Raw genomic sequence first — 23,022 nt, 5'->3', positions numbered from 1 at the left:
CTAATTATAAGTAACTTAAATGTGCAAAATGTGCTCAATTTATCAAAATGAAAGCAAAGTGAAAGTAATCGTAATTGTTGTGGTTGCGATCGTTTTTACTGAATCTGGTTGAAGAGGGAGAAATAAGTAGCGCTAAATGTATCGGTCAACATTTAGCGCAAATAAAGTCAGCTTTATTGAATTAACTCGTTGCCAGATGTGTTGCCCGCCGCGTACTGGGTAATGTTGTTGAGGGTCGTGTCGGCAATGTTGCCGAGTGCCTCTTCGGTCAGGAAAGCCTGGTGGCCGGTAAACAATACGTTGTGGCAGGCCGACAGGCGGCGGAAAACATCGTCTTTGATAACGTCGTTGGACTTATCCTCGAAGAACAAGTCTTTTTCATTTTCGTAGACATCGATACCTAATGAACCAATCTTGCTGCTCTTGAGTGCTTCGATAGCATCTTTGGAGTTAAGAAGTTCGCCACGGCTGGTGTTGACGATCATGACGCCGTCGCGCATTTTGGCAAAGGCGTCGGCATTGAGCATGTGGTGGTTTTCCTGGGTCATCGGGCAGTGAAGCGTAATAACATCAGACTGGCGGTAAATTTCATCCAGCGAGGTGTAGGTAACGCCTAGTTCGATGGCGACCGGGTTCTCGTAAGGGTCGTAGGCCAGGATATTCATTCCCAGCCCCTTGAGAATACGGATCGTTGCAATACCTATCTTGCCGGTACCGATGACCCCAACGGTTTTACCATGGAAGTTAAAGCCAGTCAGGCCTTCAAGCGAAAAGTTGGCATCTCGGGTGCGCTGGTAGGCTCGGTGGATCCTTCGGTTAAGACTCAGCATCAGCCCCAGGGTGTGCTCGGCGATAGCCTCCGGTGAGTAGGCCGGAACGCGCACTACCTGAATGCCAAGTTGCTTGGCTGCTTCCAGGTCGACTTTGTCGAAACCTGCACAGCGCATGGCGATCAGGCGGATACCATTATTGGCTAAAGCTTCAAGCACAGGTTGACTCAGATCATCGTTGACAAAGGCGCAGACGGCCTCGAAACCCTGTGCCATCTTGGCTGTCTGCACAGTGAGTCGAAAGTCAAAATAGGTCAGCTCGTGCTGATAATTGTCGTTAATGATCTCGAAGGATTTCTGATCATATTTCTTGGTGCTAAAGACTGCTACTTTCATGTGTTACCTCTTCGGGGAACTAATTATGTGATCAACATAACATTTTCTTGCTGCCCCGAAAAGGTTTGTATGACAATTAAATATCGGACAATGAAATCCGCTTGTCGCTGAGCGCCATCATGATTCTGCCGGTATCCAGAATTCTTGCCCATGGCATTAATTCTTTTTCGTTATCAATGATGTATGTAGTTAGTTGGTCGATAACGACATCTTTAAGCTGGTCGCCATCCCACGGTTTTGAAATGTAATAGTCCAGGCTGGCATGGTTAACCGCTTGTACCGTCTCTTCCAGTCCGGCCTGCCCGGTCAGTAGTACCCGACGCGATCGGGTTGTTTCAGACTGCTGTTTTAGCTCGATCAGAAAATCAATTCCCGTCTCGCCCGGCATAATATGATCGCAGAGGATCAGGGCTAGGGGGATATGATCGGCAATCGCATCGGCCAGTACTTCCTTGGCTTCATCAACCGACTCGGCTGCTTCAATAATAAAGTGCTCTTCCAGACTGCCGAGATCATGCAGCACACTGTCGAGGACTTCTCGTTCATCATCAACACATAGGATGAGGTATTTGTTCATATGGCCTCCTTTTCAAGCTCACTCCAGTGAGCGTGCGGGCAGCTTGATAACTGCCCGTCCGGTATTAATTAGGTTGGTTTAGCGGTAGCGTTACGATCATGCGGGTAAATTCGCCGGGCTTCGACTCTACCTGAATAGTGCCGTCGTGCTGGTGGATGATTTGTTGGCATACCGACAATCCTATGCCCAAGCCAAAATTGCCCTCACGTTTGGTGGTGTAGTTCAGTTCGAAAACTCTCTCCTGCTGTTCGGGCGGGATCCCTTTGCCGTTATCTTCCACAACCACATCGATGGATTTCTGCTCTGAGCCTGGGGTATAGCGGGTCGAGATATGTATCTCGCCGGGTTCCTCTACGGCATCGAGGGCATTGGAAATCAGGTTTGTCCACACTTGCTGTAGGGCAATGGGTTGGCAATTAAGCTTCGGCAGCGCTGAATACTCCTTGGTGACATGGTGGCGCTTGAGGCGGTTCTCAAAAATTACCAGGGTATCTTCCAGTCCTTCGTGAAGGTCAACGGTGTGTATGGTTTCATCATCCTGACGGGCATAGCTCTTCAGACTCTTGACCAGATCGGCGATGCGCTGGGCGCAGACATTGATCGAGCGTAGAAAGTTGCCCATCTGGTAATAGTTATCCCACTCGGCCATCACCGGTTTGAGCTGAGCCTTTTGTGGCAGAAGCCAGTTGTTGAGGTACTCCTGCTTATCAACCCCCATCTGTACGGCTTTTCGTGCGAGCTGGCGATCGTCTAGTACCGATTCAAGCTGCTTGGCAAGCTGACGGGTTTCGGAAGTTGATAACGGACGAGACTGCATAGCCTGCTGAAGAATATAATTGCCCCTGGTCTGGTTTTCATGGCTCAGTTGCGAGTCGGTGAGTTTGCAAATGGTCTGTTTAAGGGTATCGCTGCCACGCAAAATCGCAGAAACAGGGTTATTGAGCTCATGGGCAACACCGGCGACCAGCTGGCCGAGCATCGCCATTTTTTCTTTTTCCACCAGCTGGTGGTAGGCCTCGTCCAGCGACTTGAGTGTCTGCTGCAGGCGCATCTCGGTTTGAATACTGCCCTGCAGCCGACGGTTGAAGTTACGCAGCAACAGGTTGGTGAACAGCGGAAGCAGCTCGCTGCGCGAGTTCATGACTTTGTTAAACAGCTGGCGGTCGAGCTTGATGACATTAGTCGTATCCAGTGTCACCCCGGTAGAGAAAGAAGGCTCTCCGGTAACGAAAGACATGCCGCCGACCAGATGACCGGGACCGACGCGTACTACTTCGTGTTTGTAGCCATGCTCGTCTTTTTTGTACAGCGCAACCTCGCCCTGAGTAATAAACCAGAGAAAGTTGTTCGGCTCGCCTTCCTTGGTGAGCAGGTGCCCCTCGCTGTAGGTACGACAGGCGCGGTCTTCATCGTTGCCGTTGAAGAATTCATGAAGCGCATCTGTTACCTGGCGGGCAAGGCTGGCATCGTCGATATCATTGGTATTTTGAATAAACCCGGAACGAAAGCTCGACATTTGCCTTTCTATGTGGGCATTGAGGATACGGCGGTGATCCAGTACCTGGCTATAGCGCAGCCAGTCTTCTTCGGTATGCTTGAGAACAAAAGTAGTCAGTTCTTTGAGCAGAACCTGATGAAGCTCTTTTTTGCTCCAGGGCTTGGTCAGACAGTAGTGCAGGCGTCCTTCATTGACCGCCTGCATGATGGCATCGAGTTGCGGTTTGTCATTGAGCAGTATCGAGCGTGCCTGGCTGGCAACCGGGTATTGATCCAGCTGAACCAGAAAATCGACGCCGTTGTCATTGCCGAGTTCGTTGTCACAGATCACCATGGCAACACGCTGGTCACTTTGCTCGATAAACTGCAAGGTATCAATTGCCTCTTCGATACTGTAGGCATTGCAGATATCAAACAGCGTGGCGAAGTCCGCTAAATCGCGGTTTAGCCGTTCGACTACACCAGGATCGTCATCCAGACATACAATGACAAAATTATTCACCCTCAATTCCCTATTTGTAGTTTTAGTACTTAAAGTGTACAAGATGCGACCGCAATAGACTGAGATGCTGCTTACAAACCTTTAGTATTAGTCGTTGACTATGCAACGATTATTCAGATTTGCTGTGGTAGACTTAACGTTTCATCTTCAGAGACTGGGACACAAAATGTTGAGAAAAATAGGTGCTGTTGGCGGCGCTGTAGCAATTGTATTGTGCTGGCCATTTGCAACCGGGCAGATTGGTGAGCGTATCTATTTAGATACCGTAGGTAAGTATGAAAATCCCTACCTGACCATCAGCAGTGAAAGCTACGATCGTGGCTATTTGAATTCAGATGCAGTGTCCCGTATTGAAATCAAAGATGACTGGAAGCCGGTGTTTGACGAGGAAGGCCTGCCGGATGTTTGGTATGTTCAGCATAAGGTCAGCCATGGTTTTATGGGCGTGACCTCAACCAGTGAGCTGGTGCTTGATGAAGAGCTACGGCCAATTGCCGACAAACTGTGGGGCGAAGGCGTTTCACCAATCAGTTTTACCACTAATACTGCCCTGACGCGCAAAACGGACTTTAATATCACCATGAAGCCGGTGAGCTTTAACAATGAGCAAGGGGCGAAGGCTGATATCAAGGCATTCGTACTGGAGGGGACGGTTGATGCCCAAGGCGCCGGTGAGTTCCGCTATCAACTGCCTGATGCAACAGTCACCACGGCGGCGCAAGAATCTATGGTCATGACAGGGCTTGAAGGTGGCGGAAAAGGCCGACTTGATGGTCAGTTTTGGATTGGTAGCCAGGATTTTGCGCTCAAGCATGTCAGCTTCAAAGATCTGGTCAACAACAAGAGTGTCGAAATCGACAACGTTGCCCTTGGGATGAACAATGTGCTGGGTCAGGCTGATCCGGCGTCAGAGCAGAGTGAACAGCAGCTGACCAATACCAACATGATGACGATTGAGAAAATCGTGTCGCTAGATGGTCAGGAGTACCGCAACTTTAACTTTAAGCTGGCATTTTCTGATTTAAATTATCCGGCGATCAGTCGGCTGGGCAATATGGCCGATGACATTGACGAGCAGATGTCTGAACAGCAAGCCAAAGAAGCCGCGCTTGCACTTGATCTGCTGGTGGCCAAAGGGTTGAAATTTACCATTGAAGACCTAAGTCTGGTTACTCCCAAAGGGGATGTGAAAAGTCATCTGAACCTGGTTATTGCGCCGGGAATTGCTCGTGCATCTGAAAACATGGCGAAGATTTCGGAGAAGCTGACAGGTGATATTAGCCTGCTTCTGCCGATCCAGTTGGTTGACGAGGATCCGATCCTGTTTGAAAAGGCATCGATGATGGAGCAAAGCGGTATCGTCGAGAAAGGGGCTGATTACTACTCGCTACAAATGCAGATTGAAGGGGATAAGATCATTCTTGCTTCCGGCGATCAATTGCCGCTGGCAATGCTGCTGATGCTGTTTATGTAAGCCTGATTGCCCAACTGCGCTATGAATCAGCGTGGCAAATCGAGTTATGCATTTGCATCGTTAAAGAACCCGCTCTTAAAGGCGGGTTTTTTGTTGCGCCGAATTAGCCGCTTTGCTTGATAGAATAAATCTATTGATAAAATTACTTATTTCTATTTAGTAATTTCAGATAAATGAACGACACTTAATTTAACGCAACAGGTAGAAGAATATGAACTTCCTGTTTTTCTTGCATTAATAATTCATTTAGGGGGATGCATGGAGTCGTTAAAAGTCAAAGATTACATGAATGCGCGCCCGGTAACATTTGATCCCGATATGTCATTGTCTCAGGCTCTCGATAAGTTACTGACAGCCAAACAAATCGGTGGGCCGGTAATCAATGAAACCAAAAAGGTCGTCGGCTTTCTATCTGAACAGGATATGATTCATAAGTTATTGAAAGTTGGTTATTATTGCCAAGATACCCATACTGTTGGCGAGTGCATGCGCCAGGATGTACTGACGGTGTCACCGGATGATTCCATTATCGAACTTGCTGAAGTTATGACAGGTCAGAAACCTAAAATATATCCCGTTGTCGATCCCGAGACAAAACGATTGATGGGGGTTATTACCCGCCGCGATGTACTGACGGCCATCAGTAACCAGATTGTTGACTGTTTCAAGCATCCGGTATAAAACGTATTGATATGATTGTAAAAAGGCGCTTGATGCGCCTTTTCTTTTTGTTTGTAAACCAAAAAAATAAAGAAGAAGGGAGCGGTAGTGGCCAAATCACCCCAGGATAAGCATTCCAGTGAGAATGTTCATGCCAAGTTTGTCACTGGCTCGCCGATGAAACACATCGTTGTCATGTCGGGAACCGGCGCAATCGGACTGATGGCACTCTTTCTTGTCGATTTGCTGGATATGTTTTTTATCAGCTTGCTGGGCCAGATTGAACTGGCTGCTGCCATTGGATTTGCCGGTACCCTGGTGTTTTTCTCTACCTCGGCCTCGATAGGAACGTCTATCGCGATGGGGGCTCTGGTATCTCGTGCGCTGGGGGCGGGAGATAAGAACAAGGCGCGATGCATGACAGTCAATGTCATGATTTTTGCCTTTATTATCAGCTGCATTCTGGTGTCTCTAATGATGTGGCAGCTTCCTCAACTGCTGGCAATGATAGGTGCCAAGGGGCGGGTTGCCGAAGCGGCGACAGAGTACCTGACGATCCTGCTCCCGAGTGCGCCAATGATTGCCATATCAATGTCAGCGGGGGCTGCACTTCGTGGTGTCGGGGATGCGCGGCGCTCAATGGTCGCGACACTGATTGGCGGAGGAGCCAATGCGATTCTCGACCCAATATTTATTTTCGGCCTGTCAATGGGCGTACAGGGTGCGGCGATTGCCTCTGTCTTTGCCCGGTTGGCAGTACTGATCTTCTCATTGCATGCCGTGATAGTCCGTCATGATTTGGTTGGCCGCCCTGAGCTGAAATCATTTATATCGTCGTTGCTACCGGTTTCCGCCATTGCCTTCCCTGCGATTTTAACCAATACGGCCACACCGATCGGTAACGCGATTGTGACCAGTAATATTGCGCAGTTTGGCGAGAGTTTTGTTGCTGGGTATGCCGTGATCGGGCGTATTATGCCTGTCAGCTTTGCATTGATTTTCTCGCTATCCGGCGCGATTGGGCCGATTATCGGTCAGAACTTCGGGGCAGAGCGCTGGGATCGGATCATCCGCTCATTACGTGACGCAATGTTGTTTGTGTCAGCTTACTGCATCTTGGTATCTGTCGTTTTATGGTCGGCACAGGACAGCTTGATTGCCCTGTTTAGCCTTCAGGGGGATGCTGCCGAGTTGCTGTCAATTTTCTGCTCTTATGTTGCTGTAACCTTTATCTTCAACGGTGCATTGTTTGTTGCTAATGCTGCTTTTAATAACCTCAATCGCCCGACCTGGTCGACAGCGCTGAATATGGGTAAGGCGACGATAGGAACCATTCCTTTTGTAATGCTGGGTGGTTATATTGCCGGTGCTGGCGGGGTGTTGATCGGGCAGGCGCTGGGCTCTGTGGTGTTTGGCGTGCTGGGTGTGATACTGGTTATGAGGCAGGTCAGTGTCATGGCATGCGAACATGAACAAAAGCAGGCTGAGCTTGAAATACTGGAACCACAGGTGCCGCTAACCCCATTTTGTTCTTCCCGAACTTATATGGGGCAGGAAGATGCGCTGGACGAGCAGTTGGTGATCGACACAAAATTGTAAATTCGCGACATTTAGGCCCATGATTTCTGTTGTGGGCCGAACCCTCAGAAACGTTAAAATTATTTACATTTCACTTGTTTATTGATCTGATTCGAAGAAATCCCTCAGCGTTACCAGCACAATACTTACCACCAAAGAGTTATGTATTTGTCGGCCCAAAATCGCCTTTTGCCGGCAGATCCTCATGCCTGCTGTCGTTTCTTCCGAATAACTAGAATCCTCGGAATATCGTAAAGGGTGGATGTGGGCATGAGACGCAGAATTTATTGTTTTAAGGGAATATCCACATCATGCGCCAATATATCAGGTACATTGTGCCTATCCTGATCCCGCTTCTGATCTTAATCTTGCCGGCCTCGGCATTTCCGGTTGAAGGTCTGACCGTTATCCAACAACGTGTTATCGCCATATTTTTGCTGGCAGCTTTGTGTTGGGTACTCGAGCCGATCCCGATTTACGCCACCTCGGTGGTGATAATCGTACTGGAGCTACTGCTCCTGTCGAACAAGGGGCTTTACCTGTTCCGTGGTGGAGAAGGGCAGTCTCATTTTGGTGAGCTGCTGAACTACAGTGATATCATGGCTACCTTTGCCAGCCCGATTATTATGCTGTTTCTGGGTGGTTTCTTTCTTGCTATGGCCGCAACCAAGTACCGACTGGATGTCAACTTAGCGCGGGTGTTGCTTAAGCCGTTTGGTACCCAGCCTAAGTACGTTATGTTTGGCTTGATGCTGATCACTGCTATCTTCTCTATGTTTATGTCAAACACTGCCACTACGGCCATGATGCTGTCGATTCTGGCACCGGTGATTGCGCTGTTTGGTGCCAAGGACCCGGGCAAGATTGCATTTGCACTCTGTATTCCTGTGGCGGCCAATATTGGTGGTATTGGTACCCCAATCGGTACGCCGCCAAATGCGATTGCCCTGAAATACCTGACCGGTGAAAACCTGATCACCTTCGGTGAATGGATGTTCTTTGGTGTCCCTTTTGTTGCGGTATTACTGGTGTTTGCCTGGGTGCTCATCAATACGCTCTATCCGGCCAAACAGGAGAAAATTGAACTCACCATCAAAGGGAAGTTCCTGAAAACGCCAAAAGCGATAACGGTCTATGTTACTTTCGCTTTGACTATCATTTTGTGGCTGATGGGATCTGCCCATGGTATGAACTCCTATACCGTTGCACTTATTCCTGTCGCCGTGTTTTCGCTGACTGGCATCATTAACAAAGAAGATCTGAAGAAAATATCCTGGGATGTGCTATGGCTGGTTTCAGGCGGTATTGCGCTGGGTCTGGCACTTGATCAGACGGGTCTGGCTCGCCTAATGGTTCATAGCATACCGTTCGATAGCTACTCGCCATACATCGTACTGGCTGGTTCGGCATTGCTGTGCTTGTTGATGGCCAACTTTATGTCCCACACCGCGACGGCTAACTTGCTGATGCCTATTATGGCGGCATTGGGTACATCCATGACGTCGCTGGTACCGCTAGGCGGCGAGATCACGCTGATTCTTGTGGTGACCTTTGCGGCATCGCTCGGTATGTCCTTGCCTATCAGTACGCCGCCCAATGCACTGGCGCATGCCACCGGTCATGTGCAGAGCAACCAGATGGCCCGGGTTGGTGTGATTATCGGTGTCGTGGGTGTGTTACTGAGTTTCGTGATGATTTGGGCACTGCACCTCATCGATCACATTTAACTGGAGCTTGGGCCGCCCGAACAGGGGCGGGCCCTGTTTTACCCCGGAGAGCAGATGCATCAACCGAAAGCCCTACAGCGTATTATCGATACCTATTTTCGCGAACCGTCTCGCTCGGTGAGCGTTAAGGCCGGTACCCAGGTACTTAAGCAGGACGGCTATAACGATAAATTGTACTGGGTGAAGAAAGGTAAGCTCAGTGGCTATCTGAACAAAGAAAACAGTGAACTGACAGCAAGAGTATTTCGGGTTGAGCAAGGTATGTTCTTTGGGGTACATAGCTTTTTCTCCCGGACATTTATGGCTTCGACCACGGTTATCGCCGAGACAGATAGCGAACTTGCCTGGATTGACCTCAATACCGAGGCCACGGAGTCGGAAATCTACGGCTCTTTCAGTGAACAGTTTATGCCAGTGATGGTTCATGAGCTGGCGCAGCGCCAGATGATCACCGGTATACAGGCGCTGGAAAAAGAGAAGGCGTTGCAGAAGCTCTATGCGGCAGAGCAGATGACGACGCTAGGCCAATTGGCTGCAGGGATTGCCCATGAACTCAACAATGCGGTCGGGGTTCTGAGCAGTAAGACTGAGGGGCTGCAGAGTGCCATTTGCCATTTTTTGGCCGAAAGTAAACCTGAAGTCAGCCCGTTTATCGATCTCGGGATTTGCACCGGTCAGTCATCAACTTCAGCTGAGGCCAGGAAAAGAGCCAAGGAGCTTCAAGAGAAGTATGGTCTTGAAAGGGATCAGGCCCGTCAGTTAGCAAGAGCCCAGCCGAAGGGCGATATACCAGATTTCTGGCTGGAAAACCTGGATGAGGCTCTGCAGTATTGGGATATGGGGCGTGATTTGCATGATATGCGGTTAGCGTCAAAACATGCCGCCAGTATTGTGCGTTCCGTGAAACAGCTTGGCGGCACCGATCATGCTCGTCAGCCTGATATCGACATTAACGATACGATCCATAAGTCACTATCGCTATTGCAAAGTAACTTGCGGCGGGTCAATGTCGTATTACGTCCGGCTGTACTGCCGACAATTACCGCCAGTACCACCGAGTTGGTACAGGTATGGGTGAATATCATCAAAAATGCCTGTGATGCGATGGAAGATACGCCGGAGCCACAGATAGAGATTATTACCCGACATTCAAAAAATCGGTTGCTCATTACCATCAGCAATAATGGTCCGATGATCGATGAAGCAACACGCAGGAAAGTTTTTCAGCCAAATTTCACTACCAAAAAAGGTGGTCTGCAATTTGGCTTGGGGCTGGGTCTGTCGATTGTATTGCGTATTGTGCATAGCTATGGCGGCACAATTGCACTGAAGAGCGATCCGGAGAAAACCAAATTTCGAATTAAATTGCCAATCGCGTAAGGGATGGTTATGGAAAAACTAAATATCATCTGTGTAGATGATCAACGAGAAGTACTGAGTGCAGTACTCAAAGATCTGGCGCCGCTGAATGACTTTTTTCATGTGGAAGACTGCGAGTCGGCCGACGAGGCACTGGAGCTGATGGACGAGCTGGATGCCGAGGGGGAGTTTATCGCTCTGGTGATTTCGGATCATGTGATGCCGGGGAAGACAGGCGTGGAGCTGCTGACGGATATCTCTCAGGATCCGCGTTTTACCCAGACTAAAAAAGTACTGCTGACAGGGCAGGCGACCCATCAGGACACAATCGCTGCGATTAACCGTGCCCGGATAGAAAGCTACTTTGAAAAGCCTTGGAAAGCCGATGCGTTACTGACGACGGCACGAAGCCTGATCACTGAATATGTGTTCGATATGGGGCTGGATTATCAGCCGTGGACCGATATTCTAGATAACGGCGTGGTATTCCGTCGACTTCGCTAATTCCGGCTTTCAAGCAGAATAATTGTCTAGCTGAATGCAAGAAGGACACGTTCTTGCATTCGCTTTTTACCTGCTGCGTTTCTATGATCACATTTCAAAGCCCCGCCTCGCATGAGAACCTGCTTAAGATCAAGTTAAGAATAATTGGCTTCCGCTGTTTCGAATCCATTCCGGCTTATCAACTACTATTAAGGTAAGTGGTAGACGAGAGGCAGGTATCATGGTTGATTTCATTGAAAACATGCGTCTGAAAGGGAAAGCAGAAGAAGACTTGTATTTCGCCGAGCTGGACCGCAAGCTCATTGAAGCCCTGCACGAAAAACAAGCCAGGCAGCTTAAACCGGAGGAAGGGCCTGTGGGTAGTAAAGAATCACCAACAGACTGTTCGCAAATAAAATAGTGTTGGAGCCGTATTGATATGATGGATGATCCTTTTTCTCAATTAAGTGATAACAACTGAATTAAAGTGCAATGGCTCCGTAGGATTATCCTATATGAAATTGTATCTTCATCGCCACCTCTAATAAATTGAATGCGAACAACTAATTGTATTTAAAGTGTTTTTTATAGGGTGTTTTTCAAGGTGAAAATTTTCTAGAATCATGAATAGTACTTATAAAACGAAGGCCGGAAGAGTCGGCCTTATTACGAATTTACTTCAAAGGAAATTTAAATCAATTAAGTACTGATAGCCTGTTCCATGAAAATGACTATGGGAGAGGGCAAAGAGTAATATTTGCAATATAGTTTTCATTAAGATGGCCCTCTATAAGTTGATATAATCTAGGATCCACTAAATTTAGTTCTTGTGGTGTTACAGGATATGCACTTTCAACATCATAATAACTCTGAACACCTTCGGCCCAGTATTCTTTTGAGTTTTCCATTGCATAAGCTTGCTCTGGATATTTACCTGCTTCGAACCCTGAGTTAGAACGAAGGTTGTTATAAGCATCTCGATAAAGAGACTCGAGTTCAGACTGAAAAGATTTAACATTTTCTACAATACCAAATTCATGAACAGTATGAGAAAATTCATGAACAAAAATATTTTCTCCATGATATCTATCGTTTGTAAGACAAAGAATATTTTCCTCAGCACCAGAAACAGCTGGCCTTTCTTCTGTTGCGCCAAGGCCTCTAGCTCTAGCATTCCAGTAGTTTGGATCTAAATCTGAATATTCAGGAATATCCGTAACATTCTCATTTTTACCGATAATGGCAATCACGATTCCTTTCTCCGCGATACTCATTAAATACTCATGGTGATTACCAATCATCTGATTAGCAATATGCCAGGCTTGAGCAAGAGCTTCATCTGATACAGAACTAGAGCTAACAACAGGAACACCATATAAGGAACAATACTTACGATAAAAAGGGTCCAACCCTAATTTTCCAGGAGGAGAAGAAATCAAACAAGAATCTGCATTTGCATCATAACTAAAAACACGTGAGATGTTGTTTACTTCACTATCAAAATTGCACCCCATAATAAATACAGCTAAAGATAAATATACAAGTTTGTTCATATTGGTTACCATAAAAAATCATATTTTACTAATGTTATTCATATAAAAAGGCGTAAACATAAATTAATAACTCCTATAGGCTATAAAAACAAAAATAGAAAAAACATGAAATTTCCATCAAAAGCTAGATAATAACACCGAAATAACTATAAGACGTTAAGTATTAGAGAAGGAAAGTATGTGTGGAATCGTCTTTTGGGGGGAGACTTTATGTTTCTATTTCTGCAACCATAAGCTGTTTCAAGTCGCTTTAGTTGCTTTTTATTGTTTTCGTTTTAGTGCTGACCATGAGGTGCAAAAGCTTGTGAAATCTACTCACTTTCGTATAATGTTGATTAATATATGTTATAAATAGTGTCATTATGAGCTGTATTACAAAAAATGTATCAGTAGGAATTATATTGTGTTGTCTTGTTGTATACGAACCTGCCAATGCTGCAACTAAAATAGGAAATTATAACCAAGACTCATTTGAATCTATAAAGGAAGTGAAATATGTAAATGGTAAATCAACTAAGGCTAATGATTCAAATAAAGAAAAAAATGCGCCATTATATTATTCTAATAGCAGAGTGTATATTAATTACTATGCTATCAACCGGTTTGTTATGGGATGTCAGCTAAGTGGCCACTATGACGAAGATAAAGTGGCAAAAATGCGTTATAGTATTAATCAACTTTACTCAAAGTTAACTAAGGGGGATAGAGAGCAGATAGCTAATGATGCAAAAGAAAAGGTGTTAGAATATTCGGAAATAAGTAAAAATCTATTTCTGGATATTGATTGTAATATGTATAAAATAAATCCTAATATCATACCTTATGAGTTTTATGGTGACCCAATATCTACAATGTACTCAAAGGATATCGAGTTTGTATTTAGATGTGAGAAAGAGGGGTATTTTAATAAAGATAAGATTGGGAATATTATTCAAAATATAAGGGAAACGTACCCTATTTTAGACAGTGAAGAAAAGAGCTATATTGAAAGTTTCTCAGAGCGACGTATTAAAAATATGATGGTAAAGTATCCAAAAATATTCAGTAAGATGCCTGATAGAGTTAAACCAAGATGTAATAAAATTCTCAGTCTTATTGGTGGTTAGGTGTTTGAAAATATAATGATTTAGTGTTTATGTTTGATTTCAAATATTGTTTGTGCAATTGTAAGTTAAAATGGTGCTTTCACGTTTGGTGACTGTCTGCGTCTGTGTGTTATTCGATATCATTTTTTCTTTATATGTTTTGAATGCTTAATAGAACAGCATAACTACTCTTCCTTAAAAATAATGGAGGGTAGGGTTACGTAAATGGAATAGTATAAAGGCAGTTATAGTCACTAGCGGTAGTCGATAGGGGGTGAGAGAAGTAATGGCCTTGGTGCTCATCGCGCCCTTTCTGTTTCAGAACGCAAATTACTCTTTTCCAACACCTTCGGTAATTGAACGTTGCCTAACTGTCTGGCGATTTTGATGAGCAAAAGGCCGACGCTGGATTGGTCCAGTACTAAGAGAACTTAAGGTCAAAGCATGGTGGCAAGTTTTGTCTTGACCTTAGACACGACTCCAAGGTTTATAGTTACTGTATTGAATACATAAAGCATACCGAGGAGAGAAACCATGTGTGCTCAATGCAATAACAAAAAACCACACATTCATACAGCCCAATCGTGCGCAGTCAGTACCAGCTCTGTGCAGGTAGAAAGTGGTACAATCCAAGAGTGCTGCAGCTCATCTGTCGCGGCTTCTTGCTGTGAGTCATCCAGCTCTGGTTGCAGTAGTGATCCCGCTACCGATGAGGAACCCGCTGCTGGTAGACCTTCCGTTCGTGCCATTCATGCTTCTGCCGACGACCATGTTAAACCGGTATTCTCAGTCTCATCAGCGTCTCTGGCGCAGCCTTCCACAATGCAGGAACTGGCGGAAAGTCACTCAGCATCACACCAAGAGCATCATCAGGCACAAGAATTGAACAGTTGCTCAGGTAGCGGTTGTTGCAGCGCCACTGAAAGTGCAGCTGAAGAACAGACTCTTGAAGCCGAATTAATTCAGTCAGCCCACTCGAATACATTCAGTTGGAAAGTCCAAAATATGGATTGTCCAAGTTGTGCTAGTAAGCTGGAAAAAGCTCTGTCTGGGATTGACGGCGTTGAAACCGCCAAAGTCATGTTTGCGACCCAAAAGCTTGTCGTTAGCTGCAAGTCAGACGGCTTGGCTGGCACCATTGAAGCCAAAGCAAAAGAAACGGGTTTTCCCCTGATCTCGACCCGTAGCAAAGATAGTGAAGCAGAAAGTAAAAGTTTTCTGCTGCAGAATTTACCCATTATCGCAATTGCGGCGATGATGCTGATATCTTTTGTTATCAACAAAAGCTCAGAAAACTATGGGCTTATCGCCTTTACGCTTACCACCTTGCTAGGCTTAATCCCTATTGTCAAAAAAGCCATTGTTCTCGGTAAAGGTGGTTCGCCGTTTTCTATTGAGACCCTGATGAGTGTAGCTGCCATTGGTGCCCTGTATTTGGGCGAGACCGCGGAAGCTGCGATGGTCTTGCTTCTTTTTCTAGTTGGTGAGCAACTGGAAGGTTATGCTTCAGCCCGTGCCAGAAGCGGGGTTAAAGCCCTGATGGATCTGGTACCGGAAAAAGCAACAGTGGTACGCGCGGATGGCACCAAGGAAAAAGTAGCTGCCGAAGACCTTAAAAAAGGCGATGTGATTGAAGTGGCTCCCGGTGGCCGTTTGCCGGCTGATGCTGAGGTTGTCGATATTACAGCCAGCTTTGATGAAAGTGCATTAACAGGTGAATCGGTGCCTGTCGAACGACAGCCTGGCGAACAGGTGATGGCGGGCTCTCTGGTAACAGATAAAGTCGTGCGTCTGAAGATCACATCGGAGCAGGGCGACAATGCCATCGATCGTATCTTGCACCTGATTGAAGATGCCGAGTCGCGTAAAGCACCGCTAGAGCGCTTTATAGATCGTTTCAGCCGCTGGTATACACCGGCCATGATTGTGCTGGCCGCTTTGGTGATTGTGATACCGCCTATGTTGTTTGGCCAGCCATGGAATGAGTGGCTCTACAAAGGCCTGACTTTGCTGTTGATTGCCTGCCCATGTGCCTTGGTTATCTCGATACCGGCAGCGATTACTTCTGGCTTGGCAGCGGCGGCCCGTCGTGGTGCCCTGATTAAAGGTGGAGCGGCGCTGGAGCAACTGGGCCATATAGAGACAGTTGCCTTCGATAAGACGGGAACACTGACTCAGGGTAAGCCGATAATGACTGATATTGTCAGCTGGGACGGTGATGAAGACAGGTTGCTGCGTCAGTCTGCTGCTGTCGAGGCCGGCTCTTTGCACCCTCTTGCCCAGGCGGTTGTCAATGCAGCGAAACAGCGTGGACTGACGGTTGTCGAGGCCAGTGAGCGTGAGGCCCTGCCGGGACGCGGGATCCAGGGAACGATTGATGGTGATACGTTGCTGCTGGCTGCTGCTGACAGGTTGCCTGAGTCAGTTACCCTTAATCCGACCCAGCAAATTGAGTCCGAACAGTTGGAAGGAGAAGGCAAAACACTGGTAGTTGCCGTTCGGAACGGTACACCGGTTGGCCTTATCGCCTGGCGCGATAACCTAAGGGGTGACACCCACACAGCTATCAAAGACTTAAAAGCGATGGGGATCCATACCGTTATGCTAACGGGGGATAACCCTCGAGCCGCTGCCGCCATTGCCGGTGAGATTGACATCGACTACCGTGCTGGCTTGCTACCTGCCGACAAAGTCAATGAAGTGCAGCTTGCCAACCAGAGTGCGAAAGTCGCGATGGTAGGGGATGGCATAAACGATGCGCCAGCAATGAAGACGGCATCCATTGGCATTGCGATGGGAGGCGGTACCGACGTGGCGCTTGAAACGGCAGATGCGGCCTTGACCCATAATCGGGTATCGGAGCTTCCGGTGATGATTGCTCTGTCACGGGCGACACTCGCCAATATCCACCAAAATATAGTGATAGCGCTGGGGCTAAAGGGGGTATTTCTTGTTACCACCTTACTTGGTATGACTGGCCTTTGGGTTGCGGTTCTGGCCGACAGCGGGGCAACAGCGCTTGTCACACTGAATGCCCTCAGACTGCTTCGCTTTAAAGTGAAGGGTGAATAGTAGGCACACCAGACCGATTAATAGCCTTAAGAGCACCACCTAGGTGGTGCTTTTTTTTTGTGATGAAAAGCATAGGTAATCGATTTAGTGTGATGCGTATCACCTTATCGTGAAATATGAAATTAAGTCTATTTCAATCATTGTGACACCTGTCACTAAAATCTGTGATTCTATCGGCTATCGTTAACATGTGTTTTGAGAATGCTCTGATTAGAGTATTGTCAAAACACAATTTTTTTTTGATAAAGAGCCGCGGACCTCAACTTCCCTATCACGCGGTAACAGTATAAGAAAGGATATGATTATGTCTGACAACGCAGTTTTCCATCTAGGTGTTAACAAAGAAGATCTTAACGGTGCAGAACTAGCAATTATTCCAGGCGATCCAGCACGAGTTGAAAAAATTGCTAACCTAATGGATAACCCTGAGTTCCTGGCAAGTGCACGTGAGTACACAGTTTACCGCGCTAAGCTTGACGGCAAGTCTGTTGTTGTTTGTTCAACAGGTATCGGTGGTCCATCTACTTCTATCGCAGTAGAAGAGCTGGCTCAGCTAGGTGTTCGTACCTTCCTGCGTGTAGGTACAACTGGTGCAATCCAGCCGCACATCAATGTTGGTGACATGATCGTATCAACCGGTTCAGTTCGTCTGGACGGTGCAAGCCTTCACTTCGCTCCAATGGAGTTCCCAGCAGTAGCAGACTTCGACGTTGCAACTGCAATGAAAGCAGCATGTGATGCCGATGGCGCAACAGTACACACAGGTGTAACAGCATCTTCAGATACGTTCTACCCAGGTCAGGAGCGTTACGATACATTCTCAGGCCGCGTTGTACGCCGTTTCCAGGGTTCAATGGATGAGTGGCAGCAAATGGGTGTTCTGAACTTCGAAATGGAGTCAGCAACGCTGCTAACTATGTGTGCAAGCTCAGGTCTACGTGCAGGTTGTGTAGCTGGCGTTATCATCAACCGTACTCAGAAAGAAATCCCAGATCACGCGACGTTGAAAGAAACAGAAGCGCGTTCTATCAAAGTGGTAGTTGAAGCCGCTCGCCGCATGCTGGCCGAGTGATAACAACCTCTTGTTATTTAACACGATAGCTGTGTTGGAAGTGCTCATTGATAGTTATCAACTGCGCGCTTCCGCCTTGCTATCGAATTAAATTCCAGCGAGTTTGTTTACCACTAAATACATTAAACCGATGCCTAGGCGTCGGTTTTCTATTTCTACAGTTTTGTTTGGGAATGCTCATTTATGTATATAAACTCCGCGTTCCCTCTGCGACCTTGAGGCAAATTCCTGCGTGCTAACGAGCCTTATTGATTAGGGCGAAGTTGTTTACCACTAAATACATTAAACCGATGCCTAGGCGTCGGTTTTTTTATGCCTCCAACTCTTGTCTTCACATCGAAAGTGTCACCATCATTTGGGCTAACAGAGTACTTCTTTAATTCAGATGTCTTTTGCCTCTGGCTTCGCTGTTTTCTTTGCCATCTGGCTTTTGAGCTCACAGTTCAACTATAAACCGGTCAAATAACAACCATGTTTCTTGCATAAGTAAAACTGTCTGCATATATTTTATACACATACCGACGGTCGGTCGGTTGTAAATATCATTGAGAATGTGTGAGAAGAGCCTTATGGCGAGAGTAGTTAAAGCAGCAGACGAGAGACGTAGCGAGTTTATTACAGCAGCGCAAACCTTGTTTTATAGCAAGGGGTATGAGAGCACATCAGTAAATGATCTGATTAACGCTGTCGGTGTCTCAAAAGGTGCTTTTTATCATTACTTTGATTCCAAGCAGGCGGTGCTGGAGGCCCTGGTTGATGACATGCAACAGCAGTATCAAGCTGTGGTTGGCGATCTCATAACGTCACCGGATCTCGATGCGATCAGTAAATGGAATCAGCTGCTGGCGATGACTAACCAGTGGAAGATTGAACAAAAAGACGGGCTGCTCAGCTTTGCCAGGATCATCAACATGGATGAGAACCTGACCCTCAAACATAAGTTGATGGAGGGAAGAGCGAAGTTACTGGTTGCCGACTACGCCGTAATTATCCAGCAAGGAATTGATGAAGGAGTATTTGATACTCAGTCACCGACAGATGTTGCCGAGCTGGTGGTTTCACTCTTGTATGCCTTTTCTGAAGCGGTAACTGATTTGCTGTTGCATCAAGAGCAGTGTGAGCAGCCACTTCAGAAGGCAATCAGGAAAGTAGAGGCAGCCCAGCAATCTGTTGAACGTATTCTTGGTGCGCAGAAAGGCTCTCTGATGCTCATCGATCAGGCGACATTGGCAGCCTGGTTTAAATAAACGCGCCTGTTTAAGCAGTAGGGCGAGTTAAAAACAATTTGCTAAGGAATAAGTGATGCGTGTTGTTCCCTGTTTAATCGCAATGATGGTTAGCTTGTTTTCATCAGCCTTGTTAGCCGAGACGGCAACAGAAATTGTCAGAAAATCTGATCTGCAAATGCGGGGTGATTCAAGTTATACCGAAGCAACCATGAAGATCATTCGCCCGACCTGGACCCGCACCATGAGCATGAAGACCTGGAGCAAGGGCATGGATTTGTCGCTAGTGCTGGTAACAGCCCCGGCCAAAGACAAAGGCAGTGCCTCGCTCAAGCGTCATCGGGAAATGTGGAACTGGATCCCGAGTATCGAGCGGGTTGTCAAAATTGCACCATCAATGCTGAGTCAGTCCTGGATGGGATCGGACTTTACCAATGATGATCTAATCAACCAGTCTTCCATTGTGGTGGACTACCGGCACCAGATGGTTGGCAAGGAAGTGTTTGATGGCGACCAGACCTGGGTTATCGATGCTATTGCCAAGCCGAATGCCCCTGTAGTGTGGAACAAGGTGCGATTGTGGATTTCACAATCGACTTATCTGCAACGCAAGGTTGAGTTCTTCGATGAGTTCGATGAGCTGGTCAATACCATGAAAACCTATGATGTGAAAATGCTCGGAGGGCGTCAGCTAACATCCAGGATGGAAATGCTGCCAGCCGATAAGCCGGGAAATAAAACTCAAATTATTACTCATCAGGCGCAATTTAATTTTGCCGTCAAAGACAGCTTCTTCTCGCTAAGCCAGATGAAAGCGCTGCGCGACTAACGCAAACCAGGAGGCGGTATGTTAGTGAAGTTAGCGTGGCGTAATTTATGGCGCCAGAAGCGACGAACGGTGCTGACGGCATCGGCACTGGCATTGGCGCTCGCTTTGTCATTGTTCATGCGCTGCCTGCAAGAGGGAAGCTATGCCAATAACATTGAAAATGCTGCTCGCTTCTATACCGGCTTGATCCAGGTACAGCACCCGGAATTTTCAGACAGCCAGAGCATTGATGACTTGCTGCCAGCCAATGGCCAGTTCATTGCAGCGGCAAAGAACCACCCGAATATCGAACGTATTTTACCGAGAATAGAGTCTTTTGCTTTGGCGGCTGCCGGTGATAAGTCCAAAGGTGTCATGGTGATGGGGGTACTCCCCGAGCAAGAAGATGATTATTCGAATATCGCCGGAAAGCTCAGTGAAGGGACGTTTCTGTCGGCCGATGATAAGCAGGTGCTGATAGGCGAGGGACTGGCCCGTTATCTGGAATTGCAGGTTGGTGATGAGATCATTCTTTATGGGCAGGGATACCGGGGGCAGACTGCAGCGGGTTTATATCCGGTCAAAGGAATACTGGATTTTCCGATGCCGCAGCTTGATAACCAACTGGTATATATGCCGCTGGCGCTTGCCCAGACGTTATACAGTACAGAACAGCAGATCACCGCATGGGTACTCCACACCCGCCACCTATCGGCCTTGCCACAGACGGTTGCCGAGCTAACTGCAGACTATGCCGGACAGGCCAATGTGCGGGACTGGCAAGACTTGTCTCCTGAAATGGCCCAGCAAATCCTGATGGATAAGGCGGGGGGCATCATCATGATGTATCTGCTTTATGGTGTGGTGGGTTTTGGTTTGTTTGCGACCTTGCTGATGATGACGCTGGAACGTCAGCGGGAATTTGGGGTCATGTTGGCCACTGGGCTGCTGCGAAAGCGGCTGATTGCCCTTATCACTATTGAATCCTTATTTATCGCTTTGCTGGGTGTGGTTATCGGTTTGGTCATCGCAGCACCGTTTTTGATCTGGTTTTATTATTACCCGATAGTACTGACGGGCGAGACGGCGGAAATGATCCTGGAAATGGGCTGGGATCCCGTGTTGCCGGTATTGCTGGAGCCCTGGCTGTTCGTCAATCAGATAACCATAGTATTGGGCCTGTTGTTGCTTTGCATGCTCTATCCGATGTGGCGTGTCTATCGGCTGGATTTGGTCAGTGCGCTAAAAGGAGGTGGACATGCTGGTTAAATTGGCCTGGCGCAACCTTTGGCGCAATAAATTACGTACCGGCATCATGCTCAGTGCCATGGTTTTCGGCCTCATGGGTGTGGTGAGTATGATGGGGTTCATGACTGGTATGTATGGCAGCATGATTGATAATGCCATCGCCTGGCAGACCAGCCATATTCAGATTCACAACAGCCGCTATCTTACTAATCCAGATATCAACTCAACCATTGTTGATTCACGCCAACTTATTGCAAAGATTGAACAGTTGCCGCAGGTCAAAGCCTTGTCTGCCCGGTTTTTGGCTGATGGGATGGTTGCCTCAGCGCGCAGTGCTCGCGGGGTCAGGATCAATGGTATCGATCTGGTATCCGAAGCGTCGGTTACTCCGCTGGCAGCCAATATCAGGCAAGGGGAGTGGTTATCGGCTGAAGGACGAAATCCGATACTGGTCTCAACCAAAACGGTTGAGCGATTGCGGCTGCGTATTGGATCCAAGGTCGTGCTGACCTTTACCAACGCCAGCGGTGATGTAACCGGTGCTGCTTTTCGTGTTCGCGGGATATTTAAAACGCCCTCGTCGGGATTCGATGAAGGCAATGTCTTTGTCAGGCGCAGTGATTTAACCGCATTGGCCGGTATCGAAGGCAGCCATGAAATTGCGGTATTGCTGGATGATGAGCAGGCGGCATTTGCGCTGCGAGATGAATTGCAGAAGCAAACATCAGCGCAAAATACCGCTCGTGACTGGCAGCAGGTACAGCCGATGCTGGCATCAATCATTAATCAGATGGGAACCAGTAATGCAATCATGCTGGGCATCTTCGTCCTCGCTCTGAGTTTCGGCATTATCAACATCATGCTGATGTCAGTATTCGAGCGTACCCGGGAATTTGGTGTGCTGATGGCGGTCGGAATGCAAAAGCACAATATCTTTTTGTTGATTATGCTGGAAACGGCCTGGCTGGGTATTAGCGGAGCTCTGTTGGGAATAGCTGGCAGCCTCGGATTAATGCAATTGCTGCAGCATACCGGTGTACCGCTCGGTAAGGTGGCTGAAGGGCTGGGGGCGTTCGGTGTTGATACCACCTTGTACCCTCAGGTGTCTCTGACGGACTATCAGATGATTTTTATCACTGTCGTCGCGGCGAGCCTGTTAGCTGCCCTTTATCCGGCGCGGCAAATTCTAAAGCAGCGTCCAGTTGATGCAATGGCGGAGAAACATTGATCATGACGATTCAGACCAACCAGCTTTGTAAGATCTATAACCCTGATTCGGACTTTCCGGTACGGGCCGTAAAGAGCCTGGACTTGTCCATCGAGCAGGGAGAATTTGTGGCGGTAATGGGGCCCTCGGGGTCTGGCAAAACGACGCTGCTCAATATGTTGGGTGGCATTGATAAACCGACTTCGGGCGAGGTACGCATTGATGATTGCGATATCTGCGTACTGAAAGAGAAAGAGCTGATAGCCTTTCGTCGTGACCATATCGGCTTCATTTTTCAGGACTATAGCCTGCTTCCGGTACTGACTGCATTGGAAAATGTTGAGTTCGTGATGCAGTTGCAGGGACACAGTGAAAAAGCGTGCCGCCAGCGAGCCGAAGAGCTGCTTGAGCAGGTTGGTCTTACCGATCAGCAACATAAGATACCAGCCAAGTTATCCGGTGGTCAGCAGCAACGGGTAGCGGTAGCAAGGGCGCTGGCCCCAAGGCCGCGCTTTGTGATGGCAGATGAGCCGACGGCCAACCTCGATGCGCAAAGCACCGCCGAATTGCTTGATATTATGCAGCAGTTGAACGAGAAAGAAGGCACGACGTTTATATTCTCGACCCATGATCCGCGGGTGATCAAACGGGCACGCCGGGTGATTGTATTTGAAGATGGGGAGCTTAAAGAGGATCGTCGCCAGTGAAGAGGCTTTGTATACTTGCCG

General features: G+C 47.5%; 19 protein-coding genes. 15 read left to right on the top strand and 4 right to left on the bottom strand.

The annotated features are described in order from the left end of the window. Positions 1–173: 173 nt before the first annotated feature. The 3 genes from BIT28_RS15560 to BIT28_RS15550 form a co-directional block, all read right to left on the bottom strand. Positions 174–1,166, bottom strand: a complete 993-nt coding sequence (locus BIT28_RS15560; protein WP_075765301.1) for a 2-hydroxyacid dehydrogenase — start codon at positions 1,164–1,166, stop codon at positions 174–176. A 76-nt stretch (positions 1,167–1,242) separates the two neighbouring features. Then, positions 1,243–1,743: a response regulator gene (locus tag BIT28_RS15555; protein WP_075765299.1), complete on the bottom strand. Its 501-nt coding sequence runs from the start codon at positions 1,741–1,743 to the stop codon at positions 1,243–1,245. A gap of 64 nt (positions 1,744–1,807) precedes the next feature. Then, complete coding sequence (locus tag BIT28_RS15550) at positions 1,808–3,742, bottom strand: ATP-binding protein (protein WP_075765297.1); 1,935 nt, start codon at positions 3,740–3,742, stop codon at positions 1,808–1,810. A gap of 166 nt (positions 3,743–3,908) precedes the next feature. Here BIT28_RS15550 and BIT28_RS15545 point away from each other — a divergent pair, with 166 nt between their 5' ends. From BIT28_RS15545 to BIT28_RS15515, 7 genes are all read left to right on the top strand, one after another. After that, positions 3,909–5,216 carry a DUF945 family protein gene (locus tag BIT28_RS15545; protein ID WP_075765295.1) on the top strand — a complete coding sequence of 436 codons (1,308 nt, stop codon included), beginning with the start codon at positions 3,909–3,911 and terminating at the stop codon, positions 5,214–5,216. Between the two features lie 258 nt (positions 5,217–5,474). Further along, complete coding sequence (locus BIT28_RS15540) at positions 5,475–5,897, top strand: CBS domain-containing protein (protein ID WP_075765293.1); 423 nt, start codon at positions 5,475–5,477, stop codon at positions 5,895–5,897. A 156-nt stretch (positions 5,898–6,053) separates the two neighbouring features. Then, positions 6,054–7,475, top strand: coding sequence for an MATE family efflux transporter (locus BIT28_RS15535; protein WP_075765412.1), 1,422 nt, complete (start codon positions 6,054–6,056; stop codon positions 7,473–7,475). Positions 7,476–7,765: 290 nt separating this feature from the next. Beyond that, positions 7,766–9,181 carry an SLC13 family permease gene (locus BIT28_RS15530; protein ID WP_075765291.1) on the top strand — a complete coding sequence of 472 codons (1,416 nt, stop codon included), beginning with the start codon at positions 7,766–7,768 and terminating at the stop codon, positions 9,179–9,181. 54 nt (positions 9,182–9,235) lie between these two features. Next, a complete protein-coding gene (locus tag BIT28_RS15525) occupies positions 9,236–10,561 on the top strand; it encodes an ATP-binding protein (protein WP_075765289.1) in 1,326 nt (441 codons plus the stop codon). Between the two features lie 9 nt (positions 10,562–10,570). Continuing rightward, a complete protein-coding gene (locus BIT28_RS15520; protein ID WP_075765287.1) occupies positions 10,571–11,044 on the top strand; it encodes a response regulator in 474 nt (157 codons plus the stop codon). Between the two features lie 220 nt (positions 11,045–11,264). After that, positions 11,265–11,444 (top strand): hypothetical protein, encoded by a 180-nt coding sequence (locus tag BIT28_RS15515; RefSeq protein WP_075765285.1) that lies wholly within the window; start codon positions 11,265–11,267, stop codon positions 11,442–11,444. Positions 11,445–11,754: 310 nt separating this feature from the next. Here the strand turns inward: BIT28_RS15515 and BIT28_RS15510 are convergent, their stop codons facing one another. Continuing rightward, entirely contained in the window at positions 11,755–12,576 is an 822-nt protein-coding gene (locus BIT28_RS15510; protein WP_075765283.1) for an anthrax toxin lethal factor-related metalloendopeptidase, read from the bottom strand. Between the two features lie 362 nt (positions 12,577–12,938). Here BIT28_RS15510 and BIT28_RS15505 point away from each other — a divergent pair, with 362 nt between their 5' ends. The 8 genes from BIT28_RS15505 to BIT28_RS15470 all read left to right on the top strand — a co-directional run bounded on the left by BIT28_RS15505 (position 12,939) and on the right by BIT28_RS15470 (position 23,001). Then, a complete protein-coding gene (locus tag BIT28_RS15505) occupies positions 12,939–13,682 on the top strand; it encodes a hypothetical protein (protein ID WP_139310479.1) in 744 nt (247 codons plus the stop codon). Positions 13,683–14,195: 513 nt separating this feature from the next. After that, on the top strand, positions 14,196–16,733 hold the full coding sequence (locus BIT28_RS15500) for a zinc/cadmium/mercury/lead-transporting ATPase (protein ID WP_075765279.1): 2,538 nt from the start codon (positions 14,196–14,198) through the stop codon (positions 16,731–16,733). Positions 16,734–17,037: 304 nt separating this feature from the next. After that, positions 17,038–17,805: a uridine phosphorylase gene (udp, locus tag BIT28_RS15495; protein ID WP_075765277.1), complete on the top strand. Its 768-nt coding sequence runs from the start codon at positions 17,038–17,040 to the stop codon at positions 17,803–17,805. A gap of 569 nt (positions 17,806–18,374) precedes the next feature. Beyond that, positions 18,375–19,052: a TetR/AcrR family transcriptional regulator gene (locus BIT28_RS15490; protein ID WP_075765275.1), complete on the top strand. Its 678-nt coding sequence runs from the start codon at positions 18,375–18,377 to the stop codon at positions 19,050–19,052. Positions 19,053–19,107: 55 nt separating this feature from the next. Continuing rightward, positions 19,108–19,860, top strand: a complete 753-nt coding sequence (locus BIT28_RS15485) for an outer membrane lipoprotein-sorting protein (RefSeq protein WP_075765273.1) — start codon at positions 19,108–19,110, stop codon at positions 19,858–19,860. Between the two features lie 18 nt (positions 19,861–19,878). After that, positions 19,879–21,108: an ABC transporter permease gene (locus tag BIT28_RS15480; protein WP_075765272.1), complete on the top strand. Its 1,230-nt coding sequence runs from the start codon at positions 19,879–19,881 to the stop codon at positions 21,106–21,108. Next, positions 21,098–22,315, top strand: a complete 1,218-nt coding sequence (locus tag BIT28_RS15475; protein ID WP_075765270.1) for an ABC transporter permease — start codon at positions 21,098–21,100, stop codon at positions 22,313–22,315. Before BIT28_RS15480 ends, BIT28_RS15475 begins: the two co-directional genes overlap by 11 nt. A 2-nt stretch (positions 22,316–22,317) precedes the next feature. Further along, entirely contained in the window at positions 22,318–23,001 is a 684-nt protein-coding gene (locus BIT28_RS15470) for an ABC transporter ATP-binding protein (protein ID WP_075765268.1), read from the top strand. Positions 23,002–23,022 lie beyond the last annotated feature (21 nt).

This window comes from Photobacterium proteolyticum (assembly GCF_001939735.1).
Classification (GTDB): domain Bacteria; phylum Pseudomonadota; class Gammaproteobacteria; order Enterobacterales; family Vibrionaceae; genus Photobacterium; species Photobacterium proteolyticum.
The sequence above is the reverse complement of the archived record's forward strand: the minus strand, read 5'-3'. Positions and strand labels throughout refer to the sequence as shown.